21 protein-coding genes are annotated in these 23,093 nt (G+C 72.5%); 1 reads left to right on the top strand and 20 read right to left on the bottom strand.

The annotated features are described in order from the left end of the window. Positions 1-100: 100 nt before the first annotated feature. The 18 genes from ABNF97_RS11450 to pyrR all read right to left on the bottom strand — a co-directional run bounded on the left by ABNF97_RS11450 (position 101) and on the right by pyrR (position 21,179). Positions 101-1,624: an RsmB/NOP family class I SAM-dependent RNA methyltransferase gene (locus ABNF97_RS11450; protein ID WP_130460282.1), complete on the bottom strand. Its 1,524-nt coding sequence runs from the start codon at positions 1,622-1,624 to the stop codon at positions 101-103. Beyond that, the gene (gene fmt / locus ABNF97_RS11445) at positions 1,579-2,505 is read right to left on the bottom strand and encodes a methionyl-tRNA formyltransferase (protein WP_130460283.1); all 927 of its coding nucleotides are present in this window, start codon (positions 2,503-2,505) and stop codon (positions 1,579-1,581) included. The genes ABNF97_RS11450 and fmt overlap by 46 nt, the downstream gene beginning before the upstream one ends. A 7-nt stretch (positions 2,506-2,512) precedes the next feature. Continuing rightward, positions 2,513-3,133, bottom strand: a complete 621-nt coding sequence (def, locus tag ABNF97_RS11440; RefSeq protein ID WP_130460284.1) for a peptide deformylase — start codon at positions 3,131-3,133, stop codon at positions 2,513-2,515. 190 nt (positions 3,134-3,323) lie between these two features. Next, positions 3,324-4,307: an AAA family ATPase gene (locus tag ABNF97_RS11435; protein ID WP_130460285.1), complete on the bottom strand. Its 984-nt coding sequence runs from the start codon at positions 4,305-4,307 to the stop codon at positions 3,324-3,326. Between the two features lie 218 nt (positions 4,308-4,525). After that, the gene (locus tag ABNF97_RS11430) at positions 4,526-6,469 is read right to left on the bottom strand and encodes a primosomal protein N' (protein ID WP_349338572.1); all 1,944 of its coding nucleotides are present in this window, start codon (positions 6,467-6,469) and stop codon (positions 4,526-4,528) included. Between the two features lie 38 nt (positions 6,470-6,507). After that, entirely contained in the window at positions 6,508-7,701 is a 1,194-nt protein-coding gene (metK, locus tag ABNF97_RS11425) for a methionine adenosyltransferase (protein WP_130460287.1), read from the bottom strand. An 87-nt stretch (positions 7,702-7,788) separates the two neighbouring features. Further along, a complete protein-coding gene (coaBC, locus tag ABNF97_RS11420; RefSeq protein WP_130460288.1) occupies positions 7,789-8,994 on the bottom strand; it encodes a bifunctional phosphopantothenoylcysteine decarboxylase/phosphopantothenate--cysteine ligase CoaBC in 1,206 nt (401 codons plus the stop codon). Positions 8,995-9,013: 19 nt separating this feature from the next. After that, positions 9,014-9,277 (bottom strand): DNA-directed RNA polymerase subunit omega, encoded by a 264-nt coding sequence (gene rpoZ, locus ABNF97_RS11415; protein WP_101366725.1) that lies wholly within the window; start codon positions 9,275-9,277, stop codon positions 9,014-9,016. 197 nt (positions 9,278-9,474) lie between these two features. After that, positions 9,475-9,987 carry a nucleoside/nucleotide kinase family protein gene (locus ABNF97_RS11410; protein ID WP_130460289.1) on the bottom strand — a complete coding sequence of 171 codons (513 nt, stop codon included), beginning with the start codon at positions 9,985-9,987 and terminating at the stop codon, positions 9,475-9,477. A 26-nt stretch (positions 9,988-10,013) separates the two neighbouring features. After that, positions 10,014-10,331, bottom strand: coding sequence for an integration host factor, actinobacterial type (mihF, locus tag ABNF97_RS11405; protein WP_130460290.1), 318 nt, complete (start codon positions 10,329-10,331; stop codon positions 10,014-10,016). Positions 10,332-10,502: 171 nt separating this feature from the next. Beyond that, positions 10,503-11,345 carry an orotidine-5'-phosphate decarboxylase gene (gene pyrF / locus ABNF97_RS11400; protein WP_349338498.1) on the bottom strand — a complete coding sequence of 281 codons (843 nt, stop codon included), beginning with the start codon at positions 11,343-11,345 and terminating at the stop codon, positions 10,503-10,505. A 40-nt stretch (positions 11,346-11,385) separates the two neighbouring features. Continuing rightward, positions 11,386-12,645: an adenosylmethionine--8-amino-7-oxononanoate transaminase gene (locus tag ABNF97_RS11395; RefSeq protein WP_349338571.1), complete on the bottom strand. Its 1,260-nt coding sequence runs from the start codon at positions 12,643-12,645 to the stop codon at positions 11,386-11,388. A gap of 74 nt (positions 12,646-12,719) precedes the next feature. Then, complete coding sequence (locus ABNF97_RS11390; RefSeq protein ID WP_349338570.1) at positions 12,720-13,730, bottom strand: quinone-dependent dihydroorotate dehydrogenase; 1,011 nt, start codon at positions 13,728-13,730, stop codon at positions 12,720-12,722. 53 nt (positions 13,731-13,783) lie between these two features. Then, the gene (carB, locus tag ABNF97_RS11385; protein WP_349338497.1) at positions 13,784-17,152 is read right to left on the bottom strand and encodes a carbamoyl-phosphate synthase large subunit; all 3,369 of its coding nucleotides are present in this window, start codon (positions 17,150-17,152) and stop codon (positions 13,784-13,786) included. Beyond that, positions 17,152-18,342, bottom strand: a complete 1,191-nt coding sequence (gene carA / locus ABNF97_RS11380) for a glutamine-hydrolyzing carbamoyl-phosphate synthase small subunit (protein WP_349338496.1) — start codon at positions 18,340-18,342, stop codon at positions 17,152-17,154. The genes carB and carA overlap by 1 nt, the downstream gene beginning before the upstream one ends. A 19-nt stretch (positions 18,343-18,361) precedes the next feature. Then, positions 18,362-19,675, bottom strand: coding sequence for a dihydroorotase (locus ABNF97_RS11375; protein ID WP_349338495.1), 1,314 nt, complete (start codon positions 19,673-19,675; stop codon positions 18,362-18,364). After that, positions 19,675-20,598 (bottom strand): aspartate carbamoyltransferase catalytic subunit, encoded by a 924-nt coding sequence (locus tag ABNF97_RS11370; protein ID WP_130460295.1) that lies wholly within the window; start codon positions 20,596-20,598, stop codon positions 19,675-19,677. The genes ABNF97_RS11375 and ABNF97_RS11370 overlap by 1 nt, the downstream gene beginning before the upstream one ends. Then, the gene (pyrR, locus tag ABNF97_RS11365; RefSeq protein ID WP_349338494.1) at positions 20,598-21,179 is read right to left on the bottom strand and encodes a bifunctional pyr operon transcriptional regulator/uracil phosphoribosyltransferase PyrR; all 582 of its coding nucleotides are present in this window, start codon (positions 21,177-21,179) and stop codon (positions 20,598-20,600) included. The genes ABNF97_RS11370 and pyrR overlap by 1 nt, the downstream gene beginning before the upstream one ends. A 283-nt stretch (positions 21,180-21,462) precedes the next feature. Between pyrR and bldD the strand changes: the two genes are divergently transcribed. Further along, on the top strand, positions 21,463-21,951 hold the full coding sequence (gene bldD / locus ABNF97_RS11360) for a transcriptional regulator BldD (protein WP_101366736.1): 489 nt from the start codon (positions 21,463-21,465) through the stop codon (positions 21,949-21,951). 52 nt (positions 21,952-22,003) lie between these two features. On the opposite strand, the gene nusB is transcribed toward bldD, so the two are convergent. Then, positions 22,004-22,414: a transcription antitermination factor NusB gene (gene nusB, locus ABNF97_RS11355; protein ID WP_207230676.1), complete on the bottom strand. Its 411-nt coding sequence runs from the start codon at positions 22,412-22,414 to the stop codon at positions 22,004-22,006. A 23-nt stretch (positions 22,415-22,437) separates the two neighbouring features. Beyond that, on the bottom strand, positions 22,438-22,995 hold the full coding sequence (efp, locus tag ABNF97_RS11350; RefSeq protein ID WP_130460298.1) for an elongation factor P: 558 nt from the start codon (positions 22,993-22,995) through the stop codon (positions 22,438-22,440). Between the last annotated feature and the right edge of the window lie 98 nt (positions 22,996-23,093).

The following is a 23,093-nucleotide window of genomic DNA, read 5'->3' as shown; positions in this document are numbered from 1 at the left end:
AGGCCACGGCCCGGACAATCCCGACCATCGGCCCGACCGGTCCGGACCGGTCCGACCGGCCCGGCCGGTGCTGCCGGCGTCGCCGCCGGCCCGCCGCCGCTCAGCCCCGGCGCAGCACCGCCAGGAACATCGCGTCGGTGCCGTGCCGGTGTGGCCAGAGCTGCACGGTGGGGCCGTCGCCGAGGCCGGGCATGCCGGCCGGCAGCAGTGGCCGGGCGTCGACGAAGTCGACAGGTACGCCGGAGCGGCGTGCCGCCTCGGTCACCGAGACGTGCGTCTCCACCACGTGTGGCGAGCAGGTCACGTACGCCACCACCCCGCCGGGACGGACCGCCCGGAGCGCGGCACCGAGCAGTTCCCGCTGCAACCGGGTCAGCGCCGGCAGGTCGGAGGGCTGCCGGCGCCAGCGGGACTCCGGACGCCTGCGCAGCGAGCCGAGGCCGGTGCAGGGCGCGTCGACGAGCACCCGGTCGAAGGAGTCCTCCGGCAGGTCCCGATCGCGCCCGACGGTACGCCCGTCGGTGCTCAGCACGGTCACCGGCAGTCCGCGTACGGCCTGGGACACCAGCCGGGCCCGGTGCTCGGCCACCTCGACCGCGGTCAGCCGGGCACCCCGCTGGGCGGCCAGCGCGCCGAGCAGAGCGGCCTTGCCACCCGGTCCGGCGCAGAGGTCGAGCCACCGCTCGTCGGTGCCGTCGATCTCGGCGGCGGTGAGCGCGGCGGCCACCAGTTGGGAGCCCTCGTCCTGGACGTGCGCCCGGCCGTCGGCAAGCACCGCCAGCTCGCCGGGCGCACCTCCGGGCAGGTAGACCGCGTACGGCGAGAAGGCGCCCGGCGCCCCGCCCACCTCGTCGGCGACCTCGACCGCGTCCGCCCGGCCCGGCCGGACGCAGAGGTGCACCGGCGGCCGCTGGTTGTCCTCGATCAGCAGCCGGCCGGTCTCCCCCAGGTCGCCGCCGAGCGCTTCGGCGAAGGCCCGCACGATCCACTCCGGATGGCTGTGGCTGACGGCCAGGTGGCCGACCGGGTCGGTCTCGGCCGGCGGGGCCAGCTCGGCCAGCCAGGTGTCGAGGTCCTTGCCGGCGACCTCCCGGAGCACGGCATTGGCGAAGCCGGCCGCGCCCGGGGCGAGGGAGCGGACCAGGTCGACCGTTGCGGAAACGGCGGCGTGCGCCGGAACCCGGGTGTAGAGGATCTGGTAGGCGCCGAGCCGCAGCGCGTCCCGGGGCTGCGGGTCGATCCGCGCCACGTCCCGGCCGGCGGCGGCGGTGAGGACCGCGTCCAGGGTGCCCCGGACCCGCAGCGTGCCGTAGGTCAGCTCGGTGGCGAAGGCGGCGTCCCGGCCGTGCAGCCGCCGGTCGCGCAGGATGCCCGGGAGGACCAGGTTCGCGTACGCGTCGTCGCGGTGCACCGCCTCGATCGCCTCGTATGCCGCCTGTCGGGGCAGGTCGGCCGCTGGCCGCCCGCTCCGGGGCGACCGCCCGTCCCGGTCCCGTCGGCCCGCGCCCCGACCACCCCGGTCGGCGCCGTCCCGGGTACGGCTCCGGTCGGCGCCGCCGACCCGTCCGGTACGTTCGCTCACCCGAACTGCTCCCCACCGGCGACCCGGACGCCCCGGGCCCAGTCCGGGGCCGGCATGGCGCGTTTGCCGGCCGCCCGCACCTCGCCCAACTCGACCGGGGTGGTGGCGGTACCGGCGAGGACCCGGCCGCGCTCGACCAGCAGCTCGCCGGGCTTGAGCTCGGCGGCGTCGCCGACCGGCCGCACCGGGCCGAGCTTGACCCGGTCGCCGCGGAACCGGGTCCAGGCGCCGGGCGCCGGGGTGGCGGCCCGGATCCGGCGGTCCACCGCGAAGGACGGCTCCGACCAGCGGACCTCGCCGTCGGCGACGGTCAGCTTCGGCGCCAGTGAGACCCCGTCAGCGGGTTGCGGCACCGCCCGGGCGGTGCCCTGCCCGATCGCGTCGAGCACCGCGACCAGCAGTCCCGCGCCGCTGCCGGCGAGGCGTCCCAGCAGGTCGCCGGAGGTGTCGGACGGCCGAATCTCCTCGGTCACGGTGCCGAAGACCGGCCCGGTGTCCAGCCCGGCCTCGAGCTGGAAGACACTGGCGCCGGTGACCTGGTCGCCGTGCAGCACCGCGTGCTGCACGGGCGCGGCACCCCGCCAGGCGGGCAGCAGCGAGAAGTGCAGGTTGACCCAGCCGTGTACGGGGATCTCCAGCGCCTCCGGCGGCACCAGGGCGCCGTAGGCGACCACCGGTACGCACTCCGGGGCGAGCTGGCGCAGCCGGTCGAGGAACTCCGGCTCCCGGGGCCGGGCCGGGGTCAGCACCTCGATGCCCCGCTCGTCGGCCCAGGCACCCACGGGTGACCGGGTCAGCCCCCGGCCCCGGCCGGCCGGGGCGTCCGGCCGGGTCACCACGGCCAGCAGTTCGTGCCCGGACGCGGCGATGGCGTCCAGGCTGGGCAGTGCGACGTCCGGCGTACCGGCGAAGATCAGGCGCACCGGGCCGTCACCGGCCCAGACCGAACGGGCTGGCGGAGCGGTCCGAGCCGCCCAGACCCAGCTTGGCGGCGAGTCCCTGGCGCCGGTTGGCCGGCGGGTCGTGTGGGCTGATCTTGACCACCGGCGGGGCGTCCTGGTCGTACCAGTCCGCCTGCCGGATCGCCTTCATCGCCTCCTTGCGCGCCTCGGCGTCGAGGCGGTCGAGGAAGAGCACCCCGTCGAGGTGGTCGGTCTCGTGCTGCACGCACCGGGACATCAGGCCGGTGCCGACGATCTGCACCGGGTCGCCGTACTCGTTGAAGCCCTTGGCGATCACGTTGAGCCGGCGCTTGGTGTCGAAGTAGAGCCCCGGGATCGAGAGGCAGCCCTCGGGACCGTCCTGCTCGTCGGCGTCGGGGAACTCCAGTACCGGGTTGACCAGGTGCCCGAGCACGTCGTCGACGTCGAAGGCGAACACCCGCAGGCCCACGCCGAGCTGCGGCGCGGCGAGACCGGCGCCGTTCTGCTCGCGCATCGTGTCGGTCAGGTCGGCAACCAGCTTGCGCAGCTCGGCGTCGAAGTCGACGACCGGCTCGGCCGGGGTGCGCAGCACCGGGTCCCCGAAGAGACGGATGGGCTGGACGGTCACGCGGGACGGCTCCTTCACGGGTGGGATCGGTGGTGCCGTACCCAGTCTACGGGCGCACCGCGGGCGGCGACCGGTGCGCCGACCGACGGCGGCGCGACGCGGGTTCGGCGGGCCGGCAGTGAGATCGGTCACGGTGGCGCCGGACCGGGTGGTGGGACGTGCCGGTGCCGAGAGCGGCGGGCGCGACCGGTCAGGGCTGGTTGCCCGGCTCCCCGGCGAGTACGGCGTCGGTGCGCTCGAGGATGTGCTCGGGGAGCGGGAGCTGCGTACCGTGTGCCGCGTCCCAGTCGTAGATCACGCTGAGCCCGACCTCGGAGCGGAAGTACTCGATCGCGCTGAGCCCGCCGACCACCTGCTCGTCGCACTCGGCGACGAGCTGCCCCGGCACCAGCTTGAAGCCGTTGCGCAGCGCCGCGCTGAGCCGGCGGTGCCCGTCGACCACGAAGAACTTCTCGCCGGTGTAGCCGATCCGCAGCGGCTCCAACGCCTCCTCGCCGGCCTGCCCGATCTCGGCGACGAAGTCGGACTCCCAGAGACCGCGCAGACCCTGGATCTCCTGGGTGGGATAGATCCGGGTCGGGTCGAGCAGCAGCAGCGGCGGGGAGTCGCGCAGGATCTCCCGGCCGAACGAGCCCTGGTAGGCGGCGATGACGTGCTCGACCACCTCGTCCGCGGATGCCTTGGTGGTGTCGCAGATCAGGTCGTAGTTGCGCAGTTTCGCCTTGTCGACGCCGTACCGGACGAGGAAGCGGTTCCGCTCGCTCTCGCTGCGCTCGTGCAGCTTGGCCCGGGCCTCCTCGATCGAGGTGTAGCTCTCCGCCGGGCCGGACGGCCGGGCCAGCACCCGGCGGGCCGCCTCGGTCGGCTCGGTGATCATATGGATCTTGAGCGCGTCCTTGAAGAAGTGCCAGGCGAGCCGGCTGTCGACGATCAACTGCTCACCGGAGTCGGCGATGTCCTGCTGGAGCTGGTCGACGTAGCCGTCGACCGCCTGGTCCAGCTCGGCGTGCAGGTTGAGCTGGAGCGCGGTCATCTGCCGCTGCTGGGCCATCTCCCGATAGAGGTCGCCCACGCTGACCCGGCGCAGCCCGAGCCGCTTGGCCAGCTCGATGGAGACGGTGCTCTTGCCGCTGCCAAGGTCACCGTTCAGGACGATCGACTGACGACCGGTCACGACCCTATCCACCCCTGATCCCAGGCTTTTCAAGATCAATAGTTCAACGCCGAACCGGCGCGGTCACTCTCCGTGACGCCTCTCGCGGGGAGCATGAGGGGCGATGGTATCACCCGGATCTCCGACCACAGGTCGGACTCGGCGTGCGTCAACCCTCGGATACCCATTCCGGACCGTAGCCGAAACAACCCTCCGTGTCGGCCTCCGGCGGCACCCTGTCAGAAGATGTCCTGCGGATCGACCTGGATCCGCACCGGCTGGCCGGCCTTACGGGCCGTCCGGAGCGCGGCCGCCTCGTGCAGGGCCTCGGCCAGTGCCGCGGCCTGGGACCGGGGCACCCGGACCAGCATCCGCTCCTGCCCGTCCGCGGCCGGCACCGGACCGAGCACCTCGGCGGCCGGCGGCAGCCGGGCCTCGTCGAGGAACTCCGCCACCGCCGCCGCCACCCCGGTCAGGCTGGCCATCCGGGCGGCCGGTGGGAAGCCCAGTTCCCGCCGCTCGGCCAGCTCCCGGCCGGCGAACCAGCCCGGATCCCAGCGCAGCAGCGCCTGCACCGGCGCCAACGACCCGTCCGCGACCACCACCACCCGGCCGCCGGCGGAACCGGGCCGGGCCAACGCCGCCGCCGCGAGCCAACGACGCAGGGCCTCCTCAGCCGAGCGCAGGTCAGCCCGGGTCAGCAGCGCCCAGGAATCCAGCAGCAGCACCGCGCCGTAACCGCCCTCGGCCACCGGCTCGGCGCCCGGCGTCGCGATCACCAGGCCCGCGTCGCCGGGCACGGCCCGCAGCACCTCCTCCCGGCCCGAGGTCCGCACCGGCACGCCGGGAAAGGCCCGGCCGAGCTCCTCTGCGGTACGCCGGGCACCCACCACCGCCGCCCGGAGCCGCCGCCCGCCGCACTGCCCGCAGGCGTACCCGGCGGCCACCCGGGCGCACCACCGGCAGGCGGGAACGGCGCTGGCCGAACGCAGGGCGAGCGGACCGGAGCAGTGTGGGCACCGGGCCGGCGCCCGGCACTGCGCGCAGGCCACCGCCGGCAGGTAGCCCCGCCGGGGCACCTGGACCAGTACCGGCGCGTCGGCCTTCAGCGCCGCCCGGGCCGCGTCCCAGGCCAGGCTCGGCAGCCGAGCCGAGGCCGCGGCGGGATCCCGGGCCAGCTGGGGGTCATCGCCGGTCGGGGTGATCCTCGGGGTACGCGCCCGCAGCGTCGACCGGTCGGCCGTGATCTCCCTCGCCCAGCCGGTCTCGACCAGCAGCCGCGACTCGGCGGTCCGGGCGTACCCGCCGAGCAGCACCGCCGCGTCACCGAGCTGCGCCCTGGTCAGCAGCACCTCCCGGGCGTGCGGGTACGGCGCCCGGGGCTCGGCGTGCAGGTCGTCCCCGTCGTCCCAGATCGCCACCAGTCCGAGGTCGACGACCGGGGCGAACATCGCGGCCCGGGTACCGATCACCACCGGTACCCGCCCCCGCGAGGCGGCCAGGAACGCCCGGTAGCGCCGGGCCGGCCCGAGCGCCGCCGAGAGCGCCACGTGCCGACCGGTGCCGAGCCGCCCGGTCAGCGCGGCGTCGAGCCGGTCCAGGTCCCGGGCGTCGGCCACCACCGCCACCACGCCACGGCCACCGCGTACGGTCGCCTCGGCCGCCTCGGCGAACCGGGCTGCCCAGTCCTCGCCGGGCAGCGCCGACCAGACCGCCCGGGGCGCCCTCCCCTCGGCCAGGGCCCGCAGGAATCCCGGGCCGGCCGGATAGGTCCGCCAGCCCTCCTCCTCGGCCGGCGCCGCCGACGACGGCCCGGGACCGGTCTGCTCGGCGGCCGGCGCGGGTTCGCGCTCGACCCGGGCGTGCCGGGGCGGGATGGCCAGCCGCAGCACGTCGGCGAGGTTGCCGGCGTACCGGTCGGCGACCACCCGGGCCAGCCGGGCGACCTCCGGGGTCAGCACCGGCTCGGGCGAGACCAGTCGCTCCAGGTAGCTCAGCCGACCGTCGTGTGCGGAGAGCTCGGCCCGATCCAGCAGCCAGCCGTCGACCAACTGGCCGGCGAAGCGCACCCGGATCCGGGTGCCCGGCCGGGCCTGGTCGGCCAGCTCGGCCGGGACCAGATAGTCGAAGGGCCGGTCCAGGTGGGCCAGCGGCACATCAACGCAGACGCGAGCGACCGGCAGCCCGGGTGCGGGCTGCCGGTCGCTGCGCTTACCGGTGGTCAGGCTCCCGCGGCCGACTTGAGGTCGGCGGCGCGGTCCGTGTTCTCCCAGGTCAGGTCGGGTAGCTCGCGGCCGAAGTGGCCGTAGGCGGCGGTCTGCCGGTAGATCGGACGGAGCAGGTGCAGGTCCCGGATGATCGCCGCCGGGCGGAGGTCGAAGACCTCGCCGACCGCCCGTTCGATCCGGTCCACCGGCACGTTCTCGGTGCCGAAGGTCTCGATGAAGAGGCTCACCGGGTGCGCCTTGCCGATCGCGTACGCGACCTGGACCTCGCAGCGCTCGGCCAGCCCGGCGGCCACCACGTTCTTCGCCACCCAGCGGGTCGCGTACGCGGCCGAACGGTCGACCTTGGACGGGTCCTTGCCGGAGAACGCCCCACCGCCGTGCCGGGCGTACCCGCCGTAGGTGTCGACGATGATCTTGCGACCGGTCAGCCCGGCGTCACCCATCGGGCCACCGATCTCGAACCGGCCGGTGGGGTTGACCAGCAGCCGGTACCCGTCGATGTCGAGGCCCAGCTCCTCCAGCTCCGGCGCGATGACGTGCTCGCGGATGTCCGGGGTGAGCAGCGACTCCAGCGAGATGTCCGCGGCGTGCTGGCTGGAGACCACCACCGTGTCGAGCCGGACGGGGCGCAGCCCGTCGTACTCGATGGTGACCTGGGTCTTGCCGTCCGGCCGCAGGTACGGAATCGTGCCGTCCTTGCGGGTGGCGGAGAGCCGCCGGGCGAGCCGGTGCGCCAGGGCGATCGGCAGCGGCATCAGCTCCGGCGTCTCGGAGCAGGCGAAGCCGAACATCATGCCCTGGTCGCCGGCGCCCTGGGCGTCCAGCGCGCTCTCCGACGAGCCGGAGCGCAGCTCGATGGCGCTGTCCACCCCCTGCGCGATGTCCGGCGACTGCGAACCGATCGACACGCTGACACCGCACGACGCGCCGTCGAAGCCCTTCTTCGACGAGTCGTAGCCGATGTCGAGGATCGTTCCGCGGACGATCGCCGGAATGTCGGCGTACGCCTTCGTGGTCACCTCGCCCGCGACGTGCACCTGGCCGGTCGTGATGAGAGTTTCGACCGCGACCCTGCTACGCGGATCCTGGTCCAGCAGCGCGTCGAGGATTCCGTCGCTGATCTGGTCAGCGATCTTGTCCGGGTGGCCTTCCGTGACCGACTCCGAGGTGAACAAGCGACGTACCACGGTGCTCCTAAAGATCTCGAATTCAGTTGACGCGGCAGTGTAGTCACGACCGCCTGATGACCCATCACCGGAAAGCGTGCCTGCCGGTCATGACAGGCCGGTTAAGCGCGTTACTACCAGATCCCAGACGCCGTCGGCGAGATCTTCCTTGGATTGCTCGGGAAACGCTGTCGTCGAACCGTCAGCACCGAGCACTACCGCGACGTTGGTGTCGGCACCGAACACCCGGTCCGGCCCCACCTCGTTGACCACGATCAGGTCGGCCCGCTTGCGGGCCAACTTGGCCCGGGCGTTCGCCTCGGCGTTGCTGGTCTCGGCGGCGAAGGCGACCAGCACCTGCTCCGGCCGTCGACGTTCGCCCAGCTCGGCGGCGATGTCGGGGTTGGCCACCAGCTCGACGGTGAGCGCGCCGTCCCCGCCCGACTTCTTGATCTTGTCGGTGGCGTACGTCGCCGGCCGGAAGTCCGCCGGAGCCGCCGCCATCACCACCACGTCGGCCGTCCCGGCCGCCTCCAGGGTGGCCTTGCGCAGCTCCTCCGTGGTGGAGACCCGGACCACGTCCGCCCCGGCCGGGTCCGGCAGCGACACGTTCGCGGCGACCACCGTCACCCGGGCGCCCCGGGCCACCGCCGTCCGGGCGAACGCGTAGCCCTGCTTGCCCGACGACCGGTTGCCGAGGAACCGCACCGGGTCCAGCGGCTCGCGGGTGCCGCCGGCCGTGACCACCACCCGGCGACCCGTCAGGTCCCGGGGTTCGGCGACGCCACGGGCGAGCACCCGGCGGGCCACCGCGAAGATCTCGGCCGGGTCGGGCAGCCGACCCTTGCCGGTGTCGACGCCGGTCAGCCGGCCACTCGCCGGCTCGATCACCAGGACACCCCGGCGACGCAGCACCGCGACGTTCTCCACCGTCGCCGGGTGCTCCCACATCTCGGTGTGCATCGCCGGAGCCAGCACCACCGGGCAGCGGGCGGTCAGCAGGGTGTTGGTGAGCAGGTCGTCGGCGAGACCGTGCGCGGCCCTGGCCAGCAGATCGGCCGTTGCCGGGGCGACGACCACCAGGTCGGCGGCCTGACCGAGCCGGACGTGCGGCACCTCGTGCACCTCGGCCCAGACGTCGTCGGCGACCGGTTGCCCGCTCAGCGCCGCCCAGGTCGGCGCGCCGACGAAGCGCAGCGCGGAGGCGGTCGGCACGACCCGGACCCGATGCCCCGACTCGGTGAAGAGCCGGAGCAGCTCACAGGCCTTGTAGGCGGCGATCCCACCGCCCACCCCGAGTACGACCGCGGTCATCGCCGATGCCCGGACGACCCTACGGCTGGTCGGTCGGCTCGGCGGTGAGCAGACCGGCGTTGATCTCCCGCATCGCGATCGAGAGCGGCTTCTCCTGCGGAGTGGTCTCCACCAGCGGGCCGACGTACTCCAGCAGGCCCTCGCCGAGCTGGCTGTAGTAGGCGTTCACCTGGCGGGCGCGCTTGGCGGCGAAGATCACCAGCGCGTACTTCGAGGTGGTCTTCTCGAGCAGCTCGTCGATCGGCGGGTTGGTGATGCCTTCGGGACTGGCGATGGATCCCACGGAGATAAACCTCGGTGTCTTCTCGACCGCCGGGCGCGGCGGTCGGCTCGGAGTTGGCTTCGGGTCGTGCCCGACCCGGATCCGCGTCGACCGCGTCGGCCGTGCTCGCCGCGCTGGCCCGGACCGGTTGGTAGCCCGGATCGGGTTGCCCGCGTCGGCATTGCCTCAGGTCTGTGTCAGATCAGGTCGGTATCAGATCAGGTCGGTGTCAGGAAGGACGAACCGAGCAAGCTTACCAGTTCGTCCGCAGCGCGCCCGAGTACGTCGTTCACGACCGCCGCGTCGAATTCCCGACCGGCCGCGCGGGCATCGGACCAGGTCGGGGCGAGGTAGACCAGCCGGGCCTGTGGCATCGCCGCCCGCACCTGGCACGCCCCGCGCAGGTCGATCGGGAGCAGCACCGGTCGACCGGCCGACAACCGGGTCCGTACCGGCTCGCCGGCCGTCCCGTACCGATGGACGCCGATCTGCGACCACTCCAGCAGCTGCCCGTCGTCGAGCAGCCGGCGGAATTCGGCCGGGGCGACGAAGTGGTAGTGCACCCCGTCGATCTCGTACCGCCCCGCCGGGCGGGTGGTGACCGGAACCGGGAGCCACAATTGGGGCGACCGGGCCCGGACGAGTTCCGTCACGCTGTCCTTGCCGGCCCCGGCGGGACCGGCAAGGACCGTGAGACGAGCCGCTGGGCGGACATCGTCATGCGTACCCACTGCTTGTTTCTACACGGCGGGTGGAACTAGTTCGCCGAGAATTCTCCAAGCAGTGCCTTGCGCTGCTGCTCACCGAGGCCACGGAGGCGACGGCTCTCGGCAATCTTGAGCTTCTCCATGATCTGGGTGGCCCGGATCTTGCCGATTCCCGGCATGGCCTGAAGTACGGCCGACACCTTCAGCTTGCCGACAACGTCGTCCGACTCCGCACGGTCGAGGACGGTGGCGAGGTTGGTCTTGCCCTGCTTGAGCTCTTCCTTGAGCTTCGCCCGGGCCTTGCGGATCTCCGCGGCCTTCTCCAGCGCGGCTGCGCGCTGTTCGGGGCTCAGTTGGGGGAGCGGCACCAGTTCTCCTCAGGTCCCTATCGCGACGGGCGGGACGCGCCGTCGCATCTGTGAAACGTGGTGTGCCTGGCAACCAAAGGGGTATGTGGTTCCCAGCGCGGGGAAAACTAGCGGCCAACGAAGGTTTCGGCAACGTGGGCGCGCCATGATCATGTCAGCGTAACCGAGAGATCACTGACCGGCAGCGGTCAGCGCGGCCCGACAATCGGCCAGCGCCCGCTCCGCGGCGGCGCGCAGCGCGGCCGGATCGGGACCCGCCCCGAGCACCTCCCGGGAGTACGACGGAAGCACCCGACGGAGCTCACCGCCGAAGACGGTACGCAGGTCGTCGGCGCGTCCGCCCTGCGCGCCGAGGCCCGGCGCGAGCAGTGGACCGCCCACCCCGGAGAGGTCGTGCCCGGTCTCGCCGACGGTGGCGCCGACCACCAACCCGAAGCTACCGAGCGGCTCCGCACCCGCGTTGAGCTGCGAAATCTCTTCAATGATCGTCTGCGCGACGGTGCGCCCGTCCGCGCCGACGGCGCGCTGGACGCTGGCGCCCTCGGGGTTCGAGGTGAGCGCCAACACGAAGACGCCGCCGCCGTGCTTGCGCGCTGTGTCGAACATCGGGGCGAGCGAGCCGACCCCCAGGAAGGGGCTCGCGGTGACCGCGTCGACATACATCGGGCTGGATGGATCCAGGTACGCGTCGGCGTACGCGGCGACCGTGGAGCCGATGTCGCCGCGCTTGACGTCAAGCAGAACGAGCGCACCCGCGCCCCGCAACTGTCGGATAATTGACTCAAGTACGGCGACGCCCCGCGCGCCGAACCGCTCGAAAAACGCCGACTGCGGCTTGACCACCGCGACCCGGTCGCCGAGCGCCTCGACCACGGTCTGGCTGAACCGGGCCAGCCCGTCGACGTCGTCGGTCAGGCCCCACCGGGCCAGCAGCCCGGGATGGGGGTCGATGCCGACGCAGAGCGGCCCGCGCTGCGCCATCGCCCGGTGCAGCCGACTCCCGAAGGTCTCCATTTCGCCTCTCCTCTCCGCCGGAGACGTCACCGCGTCCCGGTCAGCCGGCCGCGGCGGCCGCGCCGATCGCCGTACAGATCCGGGCCAGGTCGTCGTCCCCGGTCAGGTACGGCGGCATGGTGTAGATCAGATTCCGGAACGGACGCAGCCAGACCCCGTGCGCCGCCGCGGCCTCGGTCGCCACCGACATCTTCACGTCGTGGTCGAGCTGCACCACGCCGATCGCGCCCAGCACCCGCACGTCGGCCACCCCGGCAGCGCCCCGTAACGGCGCCAGGCCGGCCGAGAGGGCGGCGGAGATCCTCGACACGTCCGCCGCCCAGTTTCCGGCCTCCAGCAGCCCGATGGAGGCGTTTGCGACCGCACAGGCAAGCGGGTTCCCCATGAAGGTGGGGCCGTGCGCCAGCACCCCGGTCGCGGAGATGCCCTCGGCGACCGCGGGGGTGCAGAGCGTGGCCGCCAGGCTCAGGTAGCCACCGGTGAGCGCCTTGCCCAGACACATCACGTCCGGGGTCACCCGGGCGTGCTCCGCCGCGAAGAGCGCGCCGGTCCGGCCGAAGCCGGTGGCGATCTCGTCGAAGATCAGCACGATGTCGTGCTCGGTGCAGAGGTCGCGGAGCAGCCGCAGGTACTCCGGGTTGTGGAAGCGCATCCCACCGGCACCCTGCACCACCGGCTCGACGATCACCGCGGCGAGTTCACCGGCGTGCCGGTGCAGCGCGTCGGCGAGCGCGGTCGCGTACCCAGGGTCGACCGGGGCGGTGAAGCCGGGCGGCGGAAGGTCGGCGAAGACCTGCCGGGGCAGCACGCCGGTCCAGAGCGAGTGCATCCCGCCGACCGGGTCGCAGACGCTCATCGGATGGAAGGTGTCCCCGTGGTAGCCGCCCCGCCAGGTGGCCAGCCGGTGCCGCCGAGGCCGCCCCCGGCCGCGCTGGTACTGCACCGCCATCTTGATCGCCACCTCGACGGAGACCGAACCGGAGTCGCAGAGGAAGACGTGCTCCAGGCCGGGCGGGGTGATCTCCACCAGGGTGCCGGCCAGCCGGACGGCGGGCTCGTGGGTGAGCCCGCCGAACATCACGTGACTCATCCGGCCGAGCTGGTCGGTGACGGCGGCGTCCAGCACCGGATGCCGGTACCCGTGGATCGCCGCCCACCACGACGACATGCCGTCGACGAGTTCCCGGCCGTCGGCCAGGCGCAGCCGGACCCCCTCGGCGCCGGACACCAGGTAGGGGTCGACGCCGGCCGGCATCGGGGCGTACGGGTGCCAGACGTGTGCCCGGTCGGCCGCGACGATCTCCTCCGGCGTCCGATACCCCTCCGACTCCTCCGGCGTCCGACGCCCCGCCGACCCTCGCCCGGCCCCGGCGCTCACGGCCCTGCCGCCCGGGCCACCGCGCGGACCAGTCCCGGCCCCCGGTAGACGAAGCCGGTGTAGAGCTGCACGAGGCTGGCTCCGGCGTCCAGCAGCGCGGTGCCGTCCGCCGGGTCGAGGATGCCGCCCACCCCGACCACCGGCAGCGCACCGTCCGTCTCGGCGTGCACGAACGAGACCACCGCCCGGGTACGCGCGGTCAGCGGCCGCCCGGAGAGCCCGCCCGCCTCGCCGGCCCGGTGCGCGTCGGACCCGGCGATCCCGTCCCGGCCCAGCGTGGTGTTGGTGGCGATCACCCCGGCGGCGCCCCGGTCGAGGCAGACCTGGAGCACCTCGGCGATGGCGGCCTCGGTCAGATCCGGGGCGATCTTGACCAGGATCGGCTTCTCCCCCACCAGGGCGGTCAGCAGCGCGTCGAGGTGCGCCCGGTCCTGGAGCGCCCGCAATCCGGGCGTGTTCGGCGAGGAGACGTTCACCGCGAAGTAGTCGCCATACGGCGCCAGCGCCCGGTACGAGGCCAGGTAGTCGGCGACCGCGTCGTCCAACGCGGTGATCTTGGACTTGCCGAGCGATATGCCGAGCGGCACCCCCAGCGGCCGGCGCAGCGCGGCCAGCCGGGCGGCCAGCGCCTCCGCCCCGGCGTTGTTGAAGCCCATCCTGTTGATCACCGCCGCGCTCTCCGGCAGCCGGAACAGCCTCGGTCGGGGATTGCCCGGCTGCGGGTGCGCGGTGACCGTACCCACCTCGACAAAGCCGAAGCCCAGCGCCGGCCAGGCCGGCAGCGCGGCGCCGTCCTTGTCCATCCCGGCGGCCAGCCCCACCGGATTGGGGAACCTGACCCCGAAGACGGTGCGCGGGGCGGAGACGGCGTACCGGGCCCGCAACACCGCGAGCGCGGCCGGAGAGCGGGACAGCCCGGCGAGCCGGCGCAGCGTCCACTCGTGCGCGGTCTCGGCGTCCCCGCCGCCGAGCCGGAACAGCGCCGGCCGGACGATCCGGTCGAACACCCCTGCCCCGCCCGCCGTACCCCGGCCCGGCTCCGCCGTCGTCGTCGGCGTACTCACTCGCCGGCCCGCAGCGCCGCGTGCAACTCCTGCAACGGCCGGACCGCCATGTCGCCCCGGATCAGCGCCTCGATCCCCATCACCGCCGCCGCCGCACCGGGCACGGTGGTGATGCACGGGATGCCGGCGCCGACCGCCGCGCTGCGGATCTCGTACCCGTCGGAGCGGGCACTCGCCCCGGAACCCTGCGGGGTGTTGATCACCAGGTCCACCTCGCCGGCCGCAATCAGCGACACCGCGTCCGGCGAGTCGGCGCCCTCCTCGTAGTGCTTGCGGATCAGCTGGCAGGAGATGCCGTGCCGGCGCAGCACCTCACCGGTGCCGGTGGTGGCGACGATCTCGAAGCCGAGGTCGGCGAGGCGCTTGACCGGGAAGATCATGCCGCGCTTGTCCCGGTTGGCCACCGAGACGAAGATCCTGCCCCGGATCGGCAGCGAACCGTACGCCGCCGCCTGCGACTTGGCGAAGGCGTGCCCAAAGGCGGTGTCGATGCCCATCACCTCGCCGGTGGACTTCATCTCCGGACCGAGCAGCGAGTCGATGCCCTTACCGGTCGGGGTGCGGAAACGCGTGAACGGCAGCACCGCCTCCTTCACCGCCACCGGCGCGTCGACGGGGGTGGTCGTGCCGTCGCCGGTCGGCGGGAGCAGCCGCTCGGCGCGCAGCTCGGCGATGGTGGCGCCGAGCATGATCCGGGCGGCCGCCTTGGCCAGCGGCACGGCCGTCGCCTTGGAGACGAACGGCACGGTCCGGGACGCCCGGGGATTCGCCTCCAGCACGTAGAGGGTGTCGTCCTTCAGCGCGTACTGCACGTTGAGCAGGCCGCGTACGCCGATCCCCCGGGCGATCTGCACGGTGTAGTGGCGTACCGCCGCCAGGTGCGAGCTGGCCAGGGTGATCGGCGGCAGCGCGCAGGCCGAGTCACCGGAGTGGATCCCGGCCTCCTCGATGTGCTCCATCACCCCGCCGACGTAGACCTCTCCGTCGGCGTCGCAGAGCGCGTCCACGTCGATCTCGATCGCGTCGTCGAGGAAGCGGTCCACCAGCACCGGATGGTTCGGGGAGATGTCGGTGGCCCGGGCGATGTACCCGCGCAGCGTCTCGTCGTCGTAGACGATCTCCATGCCCCGCCCGCCGAGCACGTACGACGGCCGTACCAGCACCGGATAGCCGATCTCGGCGGCGATCGCGTGCGCCTCGTCGTACGAGGTGGCGGTGCCGTGCGCCGGGGAGCGCAACCCGGCCCGGTCCAGCAGCGCGCCGAACGCGCCCCGCTCCTCGGCCAGGTGGATCGACTCCGGGCTGGTACCGACGATCGGCACCCCGGCGTCCTTGAGCCGCTGCGCCAGGCCCAGCGGGGTCTGCCCGCCGAGCTGGACGATCACCCCGACCACGCCCGGCCCGCCGGCCGCCCTGCCGGAACTCTCCTCGGCGTGCCAGACCTCCAGCACGTCCTCGAAGGTCAGCGGTTCGAAGTAGAGCCGGTCGGCCGTGTCGTAGTCGGTGGAGACGGTCTCCGGATTGCAGTTGACCATCACCGTCTCGTAGCCGGCGCCCTCGGCGCCGGAACCGGACGCGGCGGCCGAGCCCAACGGCGCGCTCCGCAGCGCCTGTACCGCGTGCACGCAGGAGTAGTCGAACTCGATCCCCTGGCCGATCCGGTTCGGCCCGGAGCCCAGGATCAGCACCTTGGGCCTGGCCGAGGGGGCGACCTCGGTCTCCTCGTCGTAACTGCTGTAGTGGTACGGCGTACCGGCGGCGAACTCGGCGGCGCAGGTGTCCACGGTCTTGTAGACCGGGCGTACCCCGAGCCGGTGCCGGAGCGTCCGTACCCCGTCCTCGGCGGCCAGCTCCGGGCGGAGCGCGGCGAGCTGCCGGTCGGAGATCCCGGCCCGCTTCGCCCGACGCAGCAGCTCCTCGTCGAGTACGGCGGCGGCGACGATCTCGGCGCGCAGCTCGACCAGCCCGGCGATCTGGTCCAGGAACCACGGGTCGATCCCGCCGGAGGCCTCCGACACCTGCGCCACCGAGGCGCCGAGCCGCAGCGCCCGCTCGACGCTGTAGAGCCGCCCGTCGTGCGGGGTACCCAGCGCCGCGAGGGTGTTCTCCAGGGTCGCGCCGGCCGGGTCCGGCACGGTCCAGAACCCGCCCTCCTTCGTCTCCATCGAGCGCATCGCCTTGTTCAGCGCCTCGGAGAAGTTCCGGCCCAGACTCATCGCCTCGCCGACCGACTTCATCGTGGTGGTGAGTTCCCGGTCGGCGGCCGGGAACTTCTCGAAGGCGAACCGGGGGATCTTCACCACCACGTAGTCGAGGGTCGGCTCGAACGCGGCCGGGGTCTTGCACGTGATGTCGTTCGGAATCTCGTCCAGGGTGTAGCCGACGGCCAGCTTCGCGGCGATCTTGGCGATCGGGAAGCCGGTCGCCTTGGAGGCCAGCGCGGAGGAGCGGGAGACCCGGGGGTTCATCTCGATCACGACCAGCCGGCCGTCGCGCGGGTTGACCGCGAACTGGATGTTGCAGCCGCCGGTGTCCACCCCGACCTCGCGGAGCACCGCGATGCCGAGGTCGCGCAGCCGCTGGTACTCCCGGTCGGTCAGCGTCATCGCGGGTGCGACGGTGACGCTGTCCCCGGTGTGCACGCCCATCGGGTCGACGTTCTCGATCGAGCAGACCACCACCACGTTGTCGTGCCGGTCCCGCATCAGTTCGAGCTCGTACTCCTTCCAGCCGAGCACGCTCTCCTCGATGAGTACCTCGTGCACCGGGCTGGCGGCGAGTCCCGCCCCGGCGATCCGCTCCAGGTCCTCGTCGGTGTGCGCCATCCCGGAGCCGAGGCCACCCATCGTGAACGACGGCCGGATCACCACCGGCAGGCCCAGGTCGGCGACGGTGGCCCGAACCTCGTCCATCGAGTGGCAGACCCGGCTGCGTGGGGTCTCGCCGCCGGCCTTGGCGACGATCTCCTTGAAGAGCTGCCGGTCCTCGCCGCGCCGGATGGCGTCGATGTCGGCACCGATCAGCTCGACGCCGTACTTGGCGAGCACCCCGGACTCGTGCAGCGCCACGGCGGTGTTCAGCGCGGTCTGGCCGCCCAGGGTGGGCAGCAACGCGTCCGGCCGCTCCCTGGCGATGACCAGCTCGACGAACTCCGGGGTGATCGGCTCGACGTAGGTGGCGTCGGCGAACTCCGGGTCGGTCATGATGGTCGCCGGGTTGGAGTTGACCAGGCTGACCCGCAGCCCCTCGGCGCGCAGCACCCGGCATGCCTGGGTGCCGGAGTAGTCGAACTCGCAGGCCTGACCGATCACGATCGGCCCCGAGCCGATCACCAGGACGTGCTTGAGGTCTGTCCGCCTGGGCATCAGGAGCCCTTCTTCTCGATCAGTTCCATGAAGCGGTCGAAGAGGTAGTCCGCGTCGCGCGGACCGGCCGCCGCCTCCGGGTGGTACTGCACGGTGAACGCGGGTACGTCCTTCGCCCGCAGCCCCTCGACCACGTTGTCGTTCAGGCAGACATGGCTCACCTCGACCCCGCCGAAGTCGGTGTCGATCACCTCGTTCAGCGGCGCGTCGACCGCACTGAGCCCCTGTTCGCGGCCCGGCCAGGCGACCGCACTGAGCCCCTGTTCGCGGCCCGGCCAGGCGACCGCGAAGCCGTGGTTGTGGCTGGTCACCTCGACCTTGCCGGTGGCCCGGTCCAGCACCGGCTGGTTGATGCCCCGGTGACCGTACCCCAGCTTGTAGGTGCCGAAGCCGAGCGCCCGGCCGAGGATCTGGCTGCCGAAGCAGATCCCGAACAGCGGGATCTGCCGGCGCATCACCTCGCGGGCCAGCCCGGCCGGATGGTCGGCGGTGGCCGGGTCGCCCGGGCCGGGTGAGAAGAAGACCGCGTCGGCGCCGGTGGCCAGCAGGTCCTCGATGCTCGACGAGGCCGGCAGCACGTGCGTGGTGACCCCCCGTGCGGCGAGCCGGCGCGGCACGTTCCGCTTGATCCCCAGGTCGAGCGCGGCCACCGTGAACCGGTGCTCCCCCTCGGCCGGCACCACGTACGGTCGCGCGGTGGTCACCTCGGCGGAGAGGTCGGCCCCCTCCATCCTCGGCGTCTCGCGGACCCGGGCCAGCAGCTCCACCGGGTCATCGGTCAGGCTGGAGACCCCGACCCGCATCGCCCCGCGCTCCCGCAGGTGCCGGGTGAGTGCCCGGGTGTCCACCCCGGCGATCCCGACCACGCCCTCGGTGGCGAGCCGGTCCTCCAGGGCACCGGTGGCCCGCCAGTTCGAGCCGATCCGGGCCGGGTCCCGGACGACGTACCCGGCCACCCAGATCCGGCCGGACTCGTCGTCCTCGGCGTTCACCCCGGTGTTGCCGATGTGCGGTGCGGTCTGCACCACCACCTGGCGGTGGTACGACGGGTCGGTCAGCGTCTCCTGGTAACCGGTCATCCCGGTGTTGAAGACCGCCTCGCCGAAGGTCTCCCCCACGCTGCCGTACGCCTCACCGCGGAAGGTCCGGCCGTCCTCCAGGACCAGGATCGCCGCTCGCCGCCGGTTCATGCCCAGCCTCCGGTCCAACTCACTTCACGGCCTTTCCGTCCAGCACCGTCGGCTCACCGCGCAGGAAGGTCGCGACGATCCGGCCGGGCAGGGTGAGCCCGGCGTACGGGGTGTTGCGGCTGCGGCTGGCCTGCTCGCCCGGGTCGATGGTGCGGCGGGCCGCCGGGTCCACCAGGGTCAGGTTCGCCGGTACGCCCGGTGCCGGATCGCGGCCGTGCTCGGACAGCCCGGCGATCCGGGCCGGTGTCCGGGACATCCGCTCGGCGATCAGGTCCCACCGTTGCCCGAGTACGTCGAGGAGCACCGAGAGCGCCGTCTCCAGCCCGAGCATGCCCGGCCGGGCGTACGCCCACTCGCACTCCTTGTCCTCCAGCGCGTGCGGGGCGTGGTCGGTGGCGACGATGTCGATGATCCCCTCGACCAGCGCCTCGCGCAGCGCGCTGACGTCGGCGGCGGTCCGCAGCGGCGGATTCACCTTGAAGACCGGGTCGTAGCTGACCGCACGTTCGTCGGTGAGCAGCAGGTGGTGCGGGGTCACCTCGGCGGTGACCCGGACGCCGCGCTTCTTGGCGTGCCGGAGCACCTCGACGCTGCCGGCGGTGGAGAGGTGGCAGACGTGCAGCCGGCTGCCGACGTGCTCGGCCAGGAGCACGTCCCGGGCGATGATCGCCTCCTCGGCCACCGCCGGCCAGCCGGTCAGGCCGAGCCGGGTCGAGACCTCGCCCTCGTGCATCTGGGCGCCCTCGGTCAGTCGGGGCTCCTCGGCATGCTGCGCGATCACCCCGTCGAACGCCTTGACGTACTCCAGGGCGCGGCGCATCAGCCGGGGATCGGCCACGCAGTGCCCGTCGTCGGAGAAGATCCGCACCCGGGCCGCGGACTCGGCCATCGCGCCCAGCTCGGCCAGGCGCTCGCCGGCCAGCCCGACGGTGACGGCGCCGATCGGCTGCACGTCGACCAGCCCGGCCTCGCGGCCCAGCCGCCACACCTGCTCGACCACCCCGGCGGTGTCGGCGACCGGCGAGGTGTTGGCCATCGCGCAGACGGCGGTGTAGCCGCCCAGCGCCGCCGCCCGCGATCCGGACTCGACGGTCTCGGCGTCCTCCCGGCCGGGTTCGCGCAGGTGCGTGTGCAGGTCGACCAGGCCGGGCAGCGCGACCAGCCCGTCACCGTCGACGACCCTGGCCCCCCGGGCGTCGAGGCCACGGCCCGTCTGGGCCACCACGCCGCCGGAGAGCAGCAGGTCGGTCGGCTCGGCGCCGACCACCCGCACCCCCCGGATCAGGTACGCGGGCGTCGCCGCCTCCGGGTCACCCCCGGTGAAATCGGTCATCACTTCATTCCCCCCAGCAGCAGGTACAGGACGGCCATCCGGACGGAGACGCCGTTGGCGACCTGTTCGACGATCGTGGAGCGGGGCGAGTCGGCCACCTCGGGCGCGATCTCCATCCCGCGGTTCATCGGACCCGGGTGCATCACGATGGCGTGGTCCGGCAGCCGGGCCATCCGGGGTCCGTCGAGTCCGTAGCGCCGGGCGTACTCCCGGGCGGACGGGAAGTAGGAGTCGGCCATCCGCTCCCGCTGCACCCGCAGCATCATCACCACGTCCGAGGTGGGCAGCACGGCGTCGAGGTCGTACGACACCTCGGTGCCGGGCGCGAGCGCAGCTCCGATGTCGACCGGGATCAGCGTCGGCGGACCGACCAGGGTCACCTTGGCGCCCAGGGTGGCCAGCAGCAGCACGTTGGAGCGGGCGACCCGGCTGTGCAGCACGTCGCCGACGACCGCGACCGACAGCCCGGCGACCCGCCCCAGCCGGGCCCGCATCGTGTACGCATCCAGCAGCGCCTGGGTCGGGTGCTCGTGGGTGCCGTCCCCGGCGTTGAGCACGGAGCCGTCGACCCAGTTGGCGAGCCGGTGCGGCGCACCGGACGCCGGATGCCGGATCACCACCGCGTCGGCACCCATCGCCTGGAGGGTCAGCGCGGTGTCCTTCAGGCTCTCGCCCTTGGAGACGCTGGAGCCCTTGGCCGAGAAGTTGATCACGTCGGCGGAGAGCCGCTTCGCCGCCGCCTCGAAGGAGATCCGGGTCCGGGTGGAGTCCTCGTAGAAGAGGTTGACCACGGTCCGCCCGCGCAGTGCGGGCAACTTCTTGACCTCGCGGCCGGCCACCGTCGCCATCTCGGCGGCGGTGTCCAGGATCAGCGTCGCGGTGGCCGCGTCGAGGTCCGCACCGGAAAGTAGGTGTTTGAGCACTATGCCGCCCCTCCGATCAGCTTGACCTCGTCGGTGCCGTCGGTCTCCGCGAGAGTCACCTTGACGCTCTCGGCGAGCGCCGTCGGGATGTTCTTCCCCACGTAGTCGGCCCGGATCGGCAGTTCGCGGTGGCCGCGGTCGACCAGCACGGCGAGCTGCACCGAGCTTGGCCGGCCGATGTCGCCGAGCGCGTCGAGGGCGGCCCGGACGGTCCGGCCGGAGAAGAGGACGTCGTCGACCAGGATCACCCGTTTGCCGTCGATCCCCTCCGGGGGCACCTGGGTCGGGCCGATCGCGCGTACGGCGTGCCGGCGGAGATCGTCGCGGTAGAGAGTGATATCGAGCACACCCACCGGTACGGCGATGCCCTCGAAGGCGTTGATCCGGGCCGCCAGCCGGTGGGCCAGCGGGGCGCCCCGGGTGGGGATGCCGAGCAGCACGGTGTCGGCCGCGCCCTGGGTCTTCTCCAGAATCTGGTGTGCGATCCGGTCCACCACCCGGGCCAGTTCGGCGCTGGTCAGGATGACCTTCACGGACGGTGGTGGGACCGGCTGCGGCTGAGCAGCCTGCGGGTACGCCACGGCGGACCCCCTTCCCCGCCTCACGGGACGGGTCGTTAAAGGACGTCGGATTCCGGCGCTTGCCTGACGCGGCCCGGGCCGGGGCTCTAGTCACGTTACCACTGGCCACAGGGCCGCCCCTGGCGGGCCGCTGACCCCCGGATCAGCGAGTCGAAACCGCCCGGCCGAACACGATCTTTGTAATAGGTAGGTAACTAGCACTTGACCACGTGTCGTAATCCCCGTACCGTCACGCTCCGTAGCGATCGCTGGGGAGATCCCCGACCAGCACTGGGAGTGCCGAATGCCCTCTGAATACGCCAAGTCGTTGGGCGCGCGCCTGCGCTCTATCCGTCAGCAGCAGGGACTTTCCCTGCAGGGGGTGGAGGAGAAGTCAAACGGGCGGTGGAAAGCCGTCGTGGTCGGCTCGTACGAGCGGGGCGACCGGGCGGTGACGGTGTCCCGTCTCGCCGAACTCGCGGACTTCTACCGGGTGCCCGTCTCGGAGCTGCTGCCGGACGGCAGTGGCGTCCGTCACGAGCCGACGAACAAGATCGTGCTCGACCTCGAGCGCCTGTACGACGAGGCTTCCGAGGACCTTGCCTACGTCGCCCGCTATGCCCGAGCAATCCAGCAACAGCGCGGTGACTACAACGGACGGGTGCTGTCGATTCGTGCGGACGACCTGCGGGCGCTCGCGATCGTCTACGACTCCTCCCCCTCCGGCCTGATCGAGCGGCTCACCGAGCACGGTGTGCTCGTCGCCGACCCCCGGGCGCTCTTCGCGTCCTGATCCCCCCGGCTCGCGGGGTCCGTGCCCCCCCGGGCCCGGGCCCCGCGACGGTTCAGCGGGTCGCGTACTCGGCGATCCGGCCCAGGAGGCCGTTGAGGAACCGGGGAGAGTCGTCGGTCGACATCTGCCGGGCGAGTTCGACGGCTTCGCTGATCGCCACCGCATCGTCGATCTCGTCGACGTAGAGGAGCTCGTAGATGGCGATCCGGGCGAGGTTGCGGTCGACGACCGGCATCCGGTCCAGCGTCCAGCCCTCGGCATAGCTGTCGATCAGCTCGTCGATCCGGGCCCGGTGTTTCGCCACACCCTCCATCAGGCCCACCGCGTAACCCAGGTGCTCCGGGTGCGGCTGTTCCAGCCGGTCCAGGTAGCCGACGAGCACCTCGGCGACGGGCCGGTCCCGCATGTCCGCCTCGTAGAGAACGTCCAGGGCCCGCTTGCGCGCCTTACGGCGGGCCGGCATCTGCTGCTTGGCGCCCTCCGCCATCAGGCTCGGCCGAGATAGCGGCCGTCGCGGGTGTCGACCTTGATCTTCTCGCCGGTGGTGATGAAGAGCGGCACCTGGACGGTGGCGCCGGTCTCGACCGTCGCCGGCTTGTTGCCGCCGGTGGAGCGGTCGCCCTGCAGGCCCGGCTCGGTGTAGGTGATCTCCAGCACGACGCTGGTCGGCAGCTCGACGTAGAGCGGGACGCCCTCGTGGGTGGCGACGATCACCTCCGCCTCGGGAAGCAGGTAGTTGGCCGCCTCGCCGATCGTGCCGCCGGGGACGGGGATCTGGTCGTACGTCTCCAGGTCCATGAAGACGTAGTCCTCGCCGTCGGCGTACAGATACTGCATGGTGCGCTTGTCGACGGTGGCGGTGTCGACCTTGGTGCCCGCGTTGAACGTCTTGTCGACCACCTTGCCGGACAGCACGTTCTTCAGCGTGGTGCGGACGAAGGCACCGCCTTTGCCGGGCTTGACGTGCTGGAACTCGACGACAGCCCAGAGTTCGCCGTCGAGGTTGAGAACCAGACCGTTCTTCAGGTCGTTGGTGGTCGCCATTTCCTGCCTTGATCTTCAATTCGGGCGGACGGACCCGGCAAGTCTACTAGGGGCGTCCAATTGATCAGGACCAGCCCGCTTTCCGGTAACGGAGCGGT

This window comes from Plantactinospora sp. B6F1, from assembly GCF_040120695.1.
In the GTDB taxonomy this organism is placed as follows: domain Bacteria; phylum Actinomycetota; class Actinomycetes; order Mycobacteriales; family Micromonosporaceae; genus Plantactinospora.
Note: the sequence above shows the minus strand (reverse complement) of the source record. Positions and strands in the feature narration are given on the sequence as shown.